Origin of the sequence: Pseudonocardia halophobica (genome assembly GCF_027922425.1) — a bacterium.
GTDB lineage: Bacteria > Actinomycetota > Actinomycetes > Mycobacteriales > Pseudonocardiaceae > Pseudonocardia > Pseudonocardia halophobica.
This window is the reverse complement of record NZ_BSFQ01000001.1, coordinates 157,202-169,272: the sequence shown is the minus strand read 5'-3', so window position 1 is coordinate 169,272 and position 12,071 is coordinate 157,202. Positions and strand designations below refer to the sequence as shown.

Genomic DNA, 12,071 nt, shown 5'->3' with positions numbered 1-12,071 from the left:
GGCACGATGGACGACGTGACTGCACCAGGCAACTCGAAGCAGACCGCGACGCTGCGGACGTCCGAGGGCGACATCCGGATCATCCTCTTCCCGGACCACGCGCCCAAGACGGTGGAGAACTTCGTCGGCCTCGCGACCGGCAAGAAGGAGTACTCGCAGCCGAACGCCGCCGGCGGCGACAGCGGGCCGTTCTACGACGGCTCGGTCTTCCACCGCGTGATCAGCGGCTTCATGATCCAGGGCGGCGACCCGACCGGCACCGGCCGCGGCGGCCCCGGCTACCAGTTCGGCGACGAGTTCCACCCCGAGCTCAAGTTCGACCGCCCGTACCTGCTGGCGATGGCGAACGCGGGCCCCGGCACCAACGGCTCGCAGTTCTTCATCACCGTGGGCCCGACGCCGCACCTCAACCGCCGGCACACCATCTTCGGCGAGGTGGCCGACGCCGAGTCCCGGGCCGTCGTCGACGCGATCGCGAACACCTCGACCGACCGGGCGGACCGGCCGCTCACGGACGTCGTGATCCAGCACATCGACGTCGAGTAGGAGCCGAGTGACGTACCCCGCCGGACCGCCGGACCCGACGGCCGCGCTGCCGGCCTGCGCCCGGCACCCGGACCGCCCGACGGGCCTGCGGTGCACGCGCTGCGGACGGCCCGCCTGCCCGGAGTGCCTGCGCGACGCCGCGGTCGGCCAGCAGTGCGTCGACTGCGTGTACCAGGCCGGCCGGGGTGTCCGGCGGGGAAGGACGGTGGCGGGCGCCGAGCCGGGCGGCCGCCCGGTCGTGGTGCCCGTGCTCGTGGCGCTCAACGTGGCGCTGTTCGTGCTCACCGCGGCCCAGGCGCAGAGCATCGGCTCCAACGACGCCGCGCCGCTCTTCCGCGAGTGGGTGCTCGTGCCCGGGCTGGTGGCCGCCGGCGACTGGTGGCGGCCGCTGACGGCCGGCTTCCTGCACTACGGGCCGCTGCACCTCGTGTTCAACATGATGGCGCTGTGGATCATCGGGCGGGAGCTCGAACCCGTGCTGGGCCGGGTGCGCTTCCTCGCGGTCTACCTGGTGGCGCTGCTCGGCGGCGCGGCCGCCGTGATGCTGTTCTCCGCGCCCGGCTCGCTCGTGGCCGGCGCCTCGGGCGCCGTGTTCGGGCTGATGGGGGCGCTGTTCGTGGTGGCCCGGCGGCTGCGGGTCCCCACGGGCCAGGTCGTCGGACTCGTCGTGGTGAACCTCGTGCTGAGCGTGGTCATCCCGGGGATCTCGCTGGTCGGCCACCTGGGCGGGCTGGTGCTCGGCGCCGCCGCCGCGGCCGCGCTGGTGCACGTGCCGCCCGTGCGCAACCGCACCCTGCTCCAGACCGGGGCACTCGTGGTGCTCACGGTCGCGGTGCTGACCGTCATCGCCGGGCGGGCCGCCGCGGTCGCCTTCGTCTGACCGCGCGATCGGGGTGGGCCGGGGAGCATCGTCGGTCCCCGGCCACCGGAATCACTCCGGCTTGCTGCACCCGCAGCCGGTGGAGCAGCCGTCGGTCCCACGCATCGGCGTCCTGGCGATCATGGCGATCTCCCTTTCCTCGTCGGCAGGTCGAGCCTAGGAAGGCCGCGGCCACCGGGGCGAGCCTCCGGAGGTGGCACGGCGGGCCAGCGGCGCTCGGCGGAGGGTGAGGATCACTGGGCCGTCAGGGTGATCAGGAGCGGCTGGGCAGGTACGGCCGCACGGCCTCGGCGACGTCCTCGGGATCCGCGCCCAGGTCCAGCCGGCCCAGGACGACGAGCCGTTCCTCGCCACCCGCCAGCAGGTCCAGCTCCAGCAGGCTGGTCTCGCGGCCGAAGCGCCGCGTCCGCAGCACGCGCACCCGCTGCACCGCGGGCCAGTCGACGGACCGCGTGCGGGTGAGGCTGCGCACCTCGAGGCCGTGCCGGTGCAGGGCGAGCCGGGGCCGGGCGATGGTGCCGACCAGCGCGGCGTACCCGAGCCCGAGCGCGGCGACGCCGGCGATCAGCCGCCCGGCCGGGTCGGCGTGGCCCAGCAGCAGGACCGCGAGCCAGCCCAGGGCGGCCGCGGTGAGGACCCAGGCGAGCACGACGAGCCCCGGAGCGGGGGCCCACCGGTGTTCACGCACGGTAGCTGTGAAAGTTGTCCACAGGGCTTGTCCACAGTGGGGATGAATCACACACTCGTAGTTCCTGCTGGTCAGCGACGTGCCCGAGCATATATGGCCAGGATCACGCAGCGTGACTACTTGATCGACTAGCGCCAGCGCATCGACATGAGCAGCGCGATGACGATCAATCCGAAGCCCACGAGGAAGTTCGCGCCGCCCAGCGCCTGCATGAAGGGGATCGCGTCCCGGGCCAGGTAGTCGGTGATCAGCCAGGCCAGCCCGAGCAGGCCGACGCCCAGCATGATGGCGACGTACGCGGGATGGGTGGGGCCCTTGATCTTGACCGGCCTCCGGTCGTTCGCCGGCGGCGTGTAGACGGCCTTCTTGCGGACCTTGGACTTCGGCATCGGGGACCTCGTGGAGCTTTCTGCGGTGGTGCGGGGTGGTGCACGCCGGTCGCGCGCACCGCTCGCGACCACCGTATCGGACACACGGGCGGCGCGGGCCGGACGAGAGCCCCGCGATCAGCGCGAACACCCCGGATCGGGCGGGGTGCCGCGGATCCGGGGCGGTCAGACCTGGGCGGTGAGGGCGGCGACCTCGTCGCCGAGCCGGCGGACGAGCTCCTCCGGCACCTCGAACCCGGCGCCGGCGAGCCAGTTGGCCAGCATCCGGTGCCCGCCCTCGGTGAGCACGGACTCCGGGTGGAACTGGACGCCCTCGATCGGCAGGTCCTTGTGCCGCACCGCCATGATCAGGCCGGACTCGGTGCGCCCGGTGACCTCGAGCTCGACCGGCAGCGTGTCCGGCCGGATCGACAGCGAGTGGTACCGGGTGGCGGTGAAGGGCTCGGGCAACCCGCGCAGCACGCCGACGCCGTCGTGGAAGACCTGCGAGGTCTTGCCGTGCAGCAGCTCCGGCGCCCGCTCCACCACACCGCCCCAGGCCACACCGATGGCCTGGTGGCCGAGGCACACCCCGAGCAGCGGGAGGTTGCGGTCCCCGGCGGCCTTGATGACGTCGATGCTCCGGCCGGCCTCCTCGGGGGTGCCGGGGCCGGGGCTGACGAGCACCGCGCCCACCTCGCCGAGCTCGTCGAGCCCGGCGGACAGCTCGTCGTTGCGCAGGACGACCGGCTCGACGCCGAGCTGTGCCAGGTACTGGACGAGGTTGTAGACGAAGCTGTCGTAGTTGTCGACGACCAGGACGCGCATCAGTTCCCGCCTCCGAAGAACCCGCCGCCGCCGTTGGACGACTGGCCGACCACCAGCGTGACCGTCTCGTCCGGGTCGACGGACCGCCCGGCCGACGGGTCGGTCTGGACCACCCGGTTGTTCTGCGACGAGTCGTTCACCTGCGTGGCCTGCAGCTGGTAGTTCCGGATGCCGGCCGAGCGCAGCTGGTCGACCGCGTCGTTCACGGACTGGCCGACGACGTTGGGCATCTGCACCTGGTTGCCGCGCGAGATCTGCAGCGTGATGGTGGTGCCCGGCGCGACCCGGGTGCCGGCCGCCGGGTTGGTGCCCACCACGGTGCCCTCCTGGCCGCCACCGTCGACGTTCTGCGTCTGCACGGAGCTGAACCCGGAGTTCGCCAGGGTCGACTTGGCCTGGTCCTCGCTCTGGCCGCTGACGTCCGGCACCGCGACCGTGGTCTGCTTCGTGCCGACCACGACGGCCACGGCGCTGCCGCCCGGCGCGTCGACCCCGGCCGCCGGCGTCGACGAGATGATCGTGCCGACGAGGCTCGAGTCCGAGGTCTCCTGCGTCTTCTGCTCGCCCAGCTTGAGTCCCCGCTGCTCGAGCAGCGAGGCGGCCTCGTCCGGGGTCTTGCCGGTCAGCGCCGGCACGGTGGCCGACGCGGGCCCGGTGCCCACGTAGATCGTGACCCGGCTGCGCTCGGCGACCTGCACGTTGGACCCCGGGTCCGTGCGCGTGACCTTGTTGGCCTGCGCCACGTCCGACGGCTCCTGCTTCAGGTCCACGAGCAGTCCGGCGTTGACGACGGCGGTGCGCGCCGCGTCGGGATCCTGGCCGACGACGTTGGGCACGGCGACCTGGTCGGGCTGCGCCGGCCCGCCCAGCACCTGGTAGGCGAAGAAGCCGATCAGGCCGAGCGCGGCGACCACCGCGACGATGATTCCCACTGTGCGGCCGGTGCGCCGCGGGGGCTCCTCGTCCTCCCAGGCCTGCGGGGGCGGCGGCGGGGCGTGCCGGCCGCCGCCGGAGATCCGCCGGGTGGCGGCGGTGTGCTCGGCGAGCAGCGCGGTGCGCTCGTCCTCGCTCATCACCATCGGCGCGAGCGGCTGCTGACCGTTGCGCACCCGGATGAGGTCCGTGCGCATCTCGGCGGCCGACTGGTACCGGTTGGCCGGGTTCTTCGACAGCGCCTTGAGCACCACCGCGTCGAGCGACGGGGGAATCTGCGGGTTGACGTCCGACGGGCGGCGCGGGTCCTCCCGCACGTGCTGGTAGGCGACCGCGACCGGCGTGTCGCCGGTGAACGGCGGCTCGCCCGTGAGCAGCTCGAACAGCACGCAGCCGGCGGCATAGACGTCCGACCGCGCGTCGACCTGCTCGCCCCGCGCCTGCTCCGGGGAGAGGTACTGCGCGGTGCCGATGACGGCCGCGGTCTGCGTGACGTTCTGGCCCTCGCCCAGCGCGCGGGCGATGCCGAAGTCCATCACCTTCACCGCGCCGTTGCGGGTGATCATGACGTTCGCGGGCTTGACGTCCCGGTGGATGATGTTGTGCCGGTGGCTGAAGTCGAGGGCCGCGCAGACGTCCGCCATGACCTCGATGACCCGCTGCTGGGACAGCGGCCCGGTGGTCTTGACGATCTCCCGCAGCGTCTGGCCGTCGACGAACTCCATGACGATGTACGGCAGCGGGCCGAACTCGGTCTGCGTCTCGCCGGTGTCGTACACCGCGACGATCGCGGGGTGGTTCAGCGCGGCCGCGTTCTGGGCCTCGCGGCGGAACCGCAGCTGGAACTGGGGGTCGCGCGCCAGGTCGGCGCGCAGCACCTTGATGGCGACGTCCCGGCTCAGTCGCGTGTCCATCCCGCGATGGACCTCGGACATGCCGCCGTAGCCGAGCGTGTCGCCCAGCTGGTAGCGCTCGGAGAGCAGCTTGGGGGTCGTCATCGGGTCCGGTTCCTGAGGGGGTCGGGGGCGGGACTCATCATGCCCGGCCCGGGTGGGACCGCGGTCCCCGGCCACCCCGGGCGTGCGCCGACCCGGCGACTGCGAGGGCTCACCGGACCTCCTCCGTGCGGGTCGGGGCGGCCGCGGACCCCGCGGGCCCGGCCGGTGCCGCCGGACGGGCGAGGACGGCCACCTGGCCCGACACGCTACCTGTCGAGGTGTCCGCGTGCGTCCCGTTCGGTGTGAGCCCGGTGGACGGCGCCGCGGCGTCGGCGAACAGCTTCGGGACCGTGAGCGCCGCCACGACGACGGCCGCGACGATCAACAGCACGAAGGCCACGAGCAGCACGGTCCCGGAGCGCTGCGACTGCTGCCGGGCGACGAGCTTCAGCGGTTCGGTGGGCGGCGCGGGCGCGACCGGCGGGCGCGGTGGGGGCGTGCGGGATGCGGCTCCGGGCGTCGCCGGGCCGGTCGCCGGGCGCGCGGTGCCACCGGGCGTCGGTGTGGGCGTCGGGGTCGGGCTGGGCGTGGCGGTGCGCGCCGCGCCGCCGGAGCTCGTGGGGGTCGGCGAGGGCCGGGCGGGTGTGGCACCCCGGGCGGGCGAGCGCAGCGCCTGCGGGCCCGACGCGGCGGCGGCCGGAGCCGGACGCCCGTCCGCGGCGGCCCTGTCCCGGGCGCCGCGGTCCGGGGCGCTGCGGTCGGAGGTGCCGCGGTCGGAAGCGCTCCGGTCGGAGGTGCCGCGGCCGGGGGTGTTCCGGTCGGGGGTGTTCCGCTCCGGCGAGGGGCGGGACCGGTCGCGGCCGGGACCCGCTCCGTCCCGATCCGCGGACCCGGCCTGCTCGATCGCCCGGCGCGCGCCCGCGGAGGGCGAGGAGGTGGGGGACACGGGCGGCAGGGACGGCGCGGACGACACCCCGGCCGCCGGGGAACCGGTCGACGAGCCCGCGGCGGACACCCCGCCCGACGACACCCCGTCCGAGGACACCTCGCCGGACGACGTTCCTGCGGCGGACGACGACCCGGCGCGGCTCCGGTCCCGCCCGCGCGTCGCCCGCCGCTCCCGCTTGCTGCGCCGACGGTGGCTCGTGGGGGTGTCGGTGCCCGGGTCGGCGCCGTCCGACCCCGCCGACGGCAGCCGCAGGCCCTGCGCGGTCATCCGCGCGGGCGTGGGCAGTGCCTCGTCCCGGCGCACGGCGGCGACCGCGGCGGCCAGCTCGGCGCCGTCGGCGTAGCGCCGGTCCGGGTCCTTGACCAGGATCGTCTCGATCAACTGCCGGACCCGCCACGGCACGGACTCCGGAAGCGGCGGCGGCTCGTCGCGGACCTGCATCATCGCGACGGCCACGGCGTTGTCGGCGCGGAAGGGCCGGTGGCCGGCCAGGCACTCGTAGCCGACGATGCCGAGCGAGTAGACGTCGCCCTCCGGCCCGGCCTCGCCGCCGCTGGCCTGCTCGGGCGCGATGTAGTGGGCCGTGCCCATGACCATGCCGGTGCGGGTGACGGGCACGGCGTTGGCGGCCTTGGCGATGCCGAAGTCCGTGAGCTTCACCGTGCCGTCGACGCGGATGAGGATGTTCCCGGGCTTGACGTCCCGGTGCACGAACCCGCGCTCGTGGGCCGCGTAGAGCGAGTGCGCCGCCTGCTCCATGATCCGCAGCGTCTCGGCCGGCTCCATCGGCCCGCGCGCGATCACGGCGGACAGCGGCTCGCCACGGACGAGCTCCATCACCAGGTAGGCGGTGCGCCGCCCGTCCTCGGTGACCTCGTCCTCGCCGTAGTCGTGGATGGAGGCGACGCCGGAATGGTTGAGCGAGGCCACCGTGCGGGCCTCGATGCGGAAGCGGTGGAGGAACTCGTCGTCGTCCGAGAGCTCGCCGCGCAACACCTTGACGGCCACGTTGCGGCCGAGCCGCTCGTCGAGCGCCTCCCAGACCTCGCCCATGCCGCCGACGGCGATCCGCCGCTCCAGCTTGTAGCGGTCGGCGATCAGCCGGCCCGCGGCGAGGCTGCCGGGGACGGGGATCGGCCCGCCCGCGGCCGTCACTGGCCGCCCCGCAACGCCTCCGCGATCACGGCCCGCCCGATCGGGGCGGCGACGGAGCCGCCCGTGGCCTCGAGGGCCCGGTCGCCGCCGTTCTCGACGAGCACGGCCACCGCGACCTGCGGGTCGTTGGCCGGGGCGAACGCGACGTACCAGGCGTGCGGCGGCGTGTTCTTGGGATCGGTGCCGTGCTCCGCGGTGCCGGTCTTCGACGCGATCTGGACGCCGGTGATCTTGCCGCCGCCGGAGGTGCGGGCCTCCGAGCCGATCATCATGTCGGTGAGCGTGGCGGCGACGCCGGCCGGCATCGAGCGGCCGAGCCGGTCCGGTTCGGTGGTGTCGATGACGTCGAGGTCCGGGCCCTGCACCTCCTTGATCACGTGCGGGGCCATGGTCTGCCCGCCGTTGGCGATCGAGGCGACGATCATCGCGTTCTGCAGCGGGGTCAGCCGCACGTCCCGCTGGCCGATCGAGGACTGCTGCACCGCGGCGGTGTCCGGCAGGTCGCCGACGCCCGAGGCCGTGACCGGCATCGGGATGGACAGGTCGGAGCGGCCGATGCCGAACGCGTCCGCCTGGGCGCGCAGCTTGTCCGCCCCGAGCTCGCCGCCGAGCTGCGCGAACGCCGTGTTGCAGGAGCGGGCCAGCGCCTCGCGCAGCGACGCCGTCTGGCCGGTGCCGCACTGGGTGCCGGCGTAGTTCTCCAGCGTGGTGTTCGTGTTGGTGAGCTTGATGTTCGGCGCCGCGGTGAGCTGGCTGTCCGGGGTGTAGCCGTTCTGCAGCGCGGCCGCGACGTCGACGAGCTTGAACGTCGACCCGGGCGGGAAGGTCTGGTCGATCGCGCGGTTCGGCAGGGTCGCCGGGTCCGCGGCGTTTTCGGCCTTCCACGCCTGCTGCTGGGTCGCCGAGTTGTGGCTGGCCAGCGGGTTCGGGTCGAACGACGGCGTGGACACCATCGCCAGGATCTCGCCCGTCTTCGGCTGCAGGGCCACGACGGCGCCCTCGTAGCCCTTCTCGGACATCTCCTGGTACGCCCGCTCCTGCACGGACGGCTTGACCGTGAGCACGACGTTGCCGCCGCTCGGGTCCCGCCCGGTGATCAGGTCGGAGAGCCGGCGGGCGAACAGCCGGTCGTCACTGCCGTTGAGCACCGGGTCGGCGTAGCGCTCGAGGCCGCTGGAGCTGTAGATCACCGAGTAGTAGCCGGTCAGTGGCGAGTAGGCCGGCCCGTCCGTGTACTGGCGCTGGTACTTGAGGCGGTCGTCCGTCTCGACGCTCTGCGCGAGCACCTGCCCGTCGGCCGAGATCTGGCCCCGCTTGCGGGCGTACTCGGCGAGCAGGACGCGCTGGTTGCGCGGGTCGTCCCGGTAGTCGCCGGCCTTCACGACCTGCACGTAGGTCAGGTTGCCGAGCAGCAGCAGGATCAGCGCCATCACGGCGATCGCGATCCGGCGGATCGGGGTGTTCACGGGCGGCCCCCCGTCGGGCCGGGGACCGGTCCCGTGGTCGGGCCGACCGCGGGCCGCTGGACCAGCTCGGTGCCGGCGTCGGCGATCGGGACGGCCGGGGCGGCGGGGCGGCGCGTGAGCGGGGCCCGCGCCGCGTTCGAGATCCGCAGGAGCATCGCGACGAGAGCGTAGTTCGCGACGAGCGACGACCCGCCGTAGGACAGGAACGGCAGGGTCAGGCCGGTCAGCGGGATCAGCTTGGTGACGCCGCCGATGACCACGAAGATCTGCAGCGCGACCGCGAAGGACAGGCCCGTGGCCAGCAGCTTGCCGAAGCTGTCCCGCACCGCGAGGGCACTGCGCAGGCCGCGGGTGATCAGCACCAGGTAGACCACGAGGATCGACGCCAGCCCGATCAGCCCCAGCTCCTCGCCGAGCGAGGAGAAGATGAAGTCGCTCTCCGCGAACGGCACCAGGTCCGGGCGGCCCGCGCCCAGGCCGGTGCCGCCGACGCCGCCGGTGCCGAGCCCGAACAGCGCCTGCGCGATCTGGTAGCCGCGGTTGTCGTAGTCCGAGAACGGGTCGAGCCAGACCTGCACGCGGACCTGCACGTGCCCGAAGAGCTGGTACGCGATCAGCGCGCCGATCACGAAGAACCCGATGCCGATGAGCATCCACGACACGCGCTCGGTCGCCGCGTAGAGCAGGACCAGGAGGATCCCGAAGAACAGCAGCGAGGACCCGAGGTCGCGCTCGACGACGAGCACGCCGACCGACAGCCCCCACGCCACCAGCAGCGGCGCGAGGTCGCGGGCGCGGGGCAGTTCCATGCCGAGGAACCGGCGCCCGGCGGTGGAGAACAGGTCCCGCTTCTGCACCAGGAACGCGGCGAAGAAGATGATCAGAAGGATCTTGGCGAACTCACCGGGCTGGATGCCGGCGCCACCGATCCGGATCCACAGCTTGGCGCCGTTGACCTCGGAGATCGACGACGGCAGCAGGCCGGGCAGGGCGAGCAGGACCAGGCCGACGAGGCCGCAGGTGAAGCCGTAGCGCGCCAGCGTCCGGTGGTCCTTCACCAGCCACAGCACGGCGATGAACAGCGCCAGCCCGACGGCCGTCCACAGGATCTGCTTGAACACCAGCGAGTCCGGCACGGGCTGGCCGAGCAGCGCGGCGCGATCCTGGTCGGCCAGGTCGAGCCGGTGGATCATCACCAGGCCCAGCCCGTTGAGCAGCGCGACCGAGGGCAGGATCAGCGGGTCCGCGTACGGCGCGAACTTCCGGACCGCCAGGTGCGCGAGCGTGAGCACCACCAGGTACGCCAGGCCCACGTAGAGCAGCGTCGGCGTGAGCTCCTGCTCCTGGTTGGCCTCCACCAGCACCAGCGCGCCGGTCACGATGACCGCGGCGAACACCAGCAGCAACAGCTCGATGGTGCGTCCGGTGGGCAGCGCGGGAGCGCCCTCCCGACCGTTCGCCCCGCCCGGCCGGGCCGCACTGAGTCCCGGGGCCGCCATCAGCTCGCCGGCCGGCAGGTCAAGCCCGGCTCGGGGGTGACGGTCGGCAGCGGAGTGGTGTCCGTGGGCGGCGCGTTCGGGTCCGGCGGGGCGTTCGGGTCGGGCTGTGCGGCGCCGGCGGGCGCGGGCGGGGTCGTGGTGGCGGGCTGTTCGGTGGGGCAGACCGGCAGCATGCGCTGGTGCAGCCGGGCGACGGTGCCGCGGGCGCCGTCGAGGCCGTTCGAGGCGGGGATGCCGGCGGTGACCGTGTTGCGCGCGTCCTCGGGCAGGTCGGACAACGTGATGTCCGACCGCTCGGCCACGGTCTGCAACGGCACGCCCAGCACGCTCCCGCGCACCCCCTGGTAGATCACGACCTGTTGGGAGTCGGTCCCGACGTAGTACTGCTGCATCACCCAGCTGCGCGCCAGCCAGCCGCCCACGGCGAGAAGCACGAGCAGCCCGGCCACGGCGATGCCCACGCGCACCGCGGTGCGGCGGTGCGGCCGGTCCGGGTGGGACGCGGCCGCGGGCTCGACGCGGCGGGGCAGGGCCCGGGGGAGCGTGGTCGCGGAGGCCCGGGACGCGGCCGTGTCGGCGCCGACTATCCCGTCCTCGCTGCCGTCCCCGGCCGCGCCGCCGATGATGGGGGCGTCGTCGCCGTAGTCGACGTCGAGGACGTCGGCGACGATGCAGGTGATGTTGTCCGGCCCGCCTCCGCGCAGGGCCAGCTCGATGAGCCGGTCGGCGCACTCGCGCGGGTCCTGGTACTGGCGCAGCGTCTCGGCCAGCGTCTCGTCGCTCACCGGGCCGGACAGCCCGTCCGAGCAGAGCAGGTAGCGGTCCCCGGCGCGGGCCTCGCGGATCGTCAGCGAGGGCTCGACCTCGGCCCCCGTGATCGCCCGCAGCAGCAGCGAGCGCTGCGGGTGCGTGTGCGCCTCGTCCTCGGTGATCCGGCCCTCGTCGATCAGCGACTGGACGAACGTGTCGTCCTTCGTGATCTGGGCGAAGGACCCGTCGCGGAGCTGGTAGCACCGCGAGTCGCCGACGTGCACCAGGCCGAGCCGGGTGCCCGCGAAGAGGATCGCGGTCAGCGTGGTGCCCATGCCCTCGAGGTCGGGGGACTCCGCGACGTGCCGGGTGATCGCCGCGTTGCCCTCGAAGGTGGCCTCGCGCAGCTCGGCCAGCAGGTCGTCGCCCGGCTGGTCCTCGTCGAGCGGGGCCAGTGCGGAGATGACCAGGGACGACGCCACCTCGCCGGCGGCGTGCCCGCCCATCCCGTCCGCCAGGGCCAGCAGCCGCGGACCGGCGTAGACCGCGTCCTGGTTGTTCTGCCGGACGAGCCCGCGATCGCTGCGGGCGGAGTAGCGCAGGACCAGCGTCATGAGCGCAGCTCGATCACCGTCTTGCCGATACGGACAGGGACCCCGAGGGGCACCCGGGTGGGTCCGGTGACCTTAGCCCGGTCCAGGTAGGTGCCGTTCGTCGACCCGAGGTCCTCGACGTACCACTCCTCGCCCTGCTGGCTGATCCGCGCATGGCGGGTCGAGGCGTAGTCGTCGTCCAGCTTGAGCGTGGAGTCGTCCGCCCGGCCGATGAGGATCGGCCGGGAGTCCAGCGTGATCCGGGTGCCCGCGAGCGGGCCCTGGGTGACCTGGAGCTGGCGGGCGGTGCGGCTGCGCCCCGCCTTGGCGGACACCCGGCCGCCACCGGGCATGATCGCCCGCAGGCCGGACGCCGCGTAGAGGTCCGAGCGGACCACCCGCAGCGCGACCAGCACGAACAGCCAGAGCAGGGCGAGGAAACCCGCTCTGGTCAGCTGCAGCACCAATTCGGGCACTC

The 12,071-nt window shown here is 73.6% G+C and carries 11 protein-coding genes; 2 read left to right on the top strand and 9 right to left on the bottom strand.

Annotated features, from left to right (window positions below):
• Nucleotides 1-6 precede the first annotated feature (6 nt).
• Complete coding sequence (locus tag PKE99_RS00805) at nt 7-546, top strand: peptidylprolyl isomerase (protein ID WP_037042159.1); 540 nt, start codon at nt 7-9, stop codon at nt 544-546.
• Between the two features lie 7 nt (nt 547-553).
• Complete coding sequence (locus PKE99_RS00800) at nt 554-1,426, top strand: rhomboid family intramembrane serine protease (RefSeq protein WP_037042161.1); 873 nt, start codon at nt 554-556, stop codon at nt 1,424-1,426.
• Nucleotides 1,427-1,679: 253 nt separating this feature from the next.
• On the opposite strand, the gene PKE99_RS00795 is transcribed toward PKE99_RS00800, so the two are convergent.
• The 9 genes from PKE99_RS00795 to PKE99_RS00755 form a co-directional block, all read right to left on the bottom strand.
• Nucleotides 1,680-2,114: a PH domain-containing protein gene (locus PKE99_RS00795; RefSeq protein ID WP_037042163.1), complete on the bottom strand. Its 435-nt coding sequence runs from the start codon at nt 2,112-2,114 to the stop codon at nt 1,680-1,682.
• Nucleotides 2,115-2,242: 128 nt separating this feature from the next.
• Nucleotides 2,243-2,503, bottom strand: a complete 261-nt coding sequence (gene crgA / locus PKE99_RS00790) for a cell division protein CrgA (RefSeq protein ID WP_037042165.1) — start codon at nt 2,501-2,503, stop codon at nt 2,243-2,245.
• Nucleotides 2,504-2,668: 165 nt separating this feature from the next.
• A complete protein-coding gene (locus PKE99_RS00785; protein WP_037042166.1) occupies nt 2,669-3,310 on the bottom strand; it encodes an aminodeoxychorismate/anthranilate synthase component II in 642 nt (213 codons plus the stop codon).
• Entirely contained in the window at nt 3,310-5,241 is a 1,932-nt protein-coding gene (pknB, locus tag PKE99_RS00780) for a Stk1 family PASTA domain-containing Ser/Thr kinase (RefSeq protein ID WP_037042167.1), read from the bottom strand. Before pknB ends, PKE99_RS00785 begins: the two co-directional genes overlap by 1 nt.
• A gap of 109 nt (nt 5,242-5,350) precedes the next feature.
• Nucleotides 5,351-7,285, bottom strand: coding sequence for a serine/threonine-protein kinase (locus PKE99_RS39560; protein ID WP_051736974.1), 1,935 nt, complete (start codon nt 7,283-7,285; stop codon nt 5,351-5,353).
• Nucleotides 7,282-8,751: a peptidoglycan D,D-transpeptidase FtsI family protein gene (locus PKE99_RS00770; RefSeq protein ID WP_037042168.1), complete on the bottom strand. Its 1,470-nt coding sequence runs from the start codon at nt 8,749-8,751 to the stop codon at nt 7,282-7,284. The genes PKE99_RS39560 and PKE99_RS00770 overlap by 4 nt, the downstream gene beginning before the upstream one ends.
• The gene (locus tag PKE99_RS00765) at nt 8,748-10,250 is read right to left on the bottom strand and encodes an FtsW/RodA/SpoVE family cell cycle protein (RefSeq protein ID WP_081923874.1); all 1,503 of its coding nucleotides are present in this window, start codon (nt 10,248-10,250) and stop codon (nt 8,748-8,750) included. Before PKE99_RS00765 ends, PKE99_RS00770 begins: the two co-directional genes overlap by 4 nt.
• Nucleotides 10,250-11,614, bottom strand: coding sequence for a PP2C family protein-serine/threonine phosphatase (locus PKE99_RS00760; RefSeq protein ID WP_037042170.1), 1,365 nt, complete (start codon nt 11,612-11,614; stop codon nt 10,250-10,252). The genes PKE99_RS00765 and PKE99_RS00760 overlap by 1 nt, the downstream gene beginning before the upstream one ends.
• Nucleotides 11,611-12,069: an FHA domain-containing protein FhaB/FipA gene (locus PKE99_RS00755; protein ID WP_037042171.1), complete on the bottom strand. Its 459-nt coding sequence runs from the start codon at nt 12,067-12,069 to the stop codon at nt 11,611-11,613. The genes PKE99_RS00760 and PKE99_RS00755 overlap by 4 nt, the downstream gene beginning before the upstream one ends.
• Between the last annotated feature and the right edge of the window lie 2 nt (nt 12,070-12,071).

Bases quoted from the DNA above. Each gene is read 5' to 3' on its own strand.
- PKE99_RS00805 (WP_037042159.1), top strand. From the start codon at position 7: ATGGACGACGTGACTGCACCAGGCAACTCGAAGCAGACCGCGACGCTG.
- crgA (WP_037042165.1), bottom strand. From the start codon at position 2,503: ATGCCGAAGTCCAAGGTCCGCAAGAAGGCCGTCTACACGCCGCCGGCG.
- PKE99_RS00785 (WP_037042166.1), bottom strand. From the start codon at position 3,310: ATGCGCGTCCTGGTCGTCGACAACTACGACAGCTTCGTCTACAACCTC.
- pknB (WP_037042167.1), bottom strand. From the start codon at position 5,241: ATGACGACCCCCAAGCTGCTCTCCGAGCGCTACCAGCTGGGCGACACG.
- PKE99_RS00765 (WP_081923874.1), bottom strand. From the start codon at position 10,250: ATGGCGGCCCCGGGACTCAGTGCGGCCCGGCCGGGCGGGGCGAACGGT.
- PKE99_RS00760 (WP_037042170.1), bottom strand. From the start codon at position 11,614: ATGACGCTGGTCCTGCGCTACTCCGCCCGCAGCGATCGCGGGCTCGTC.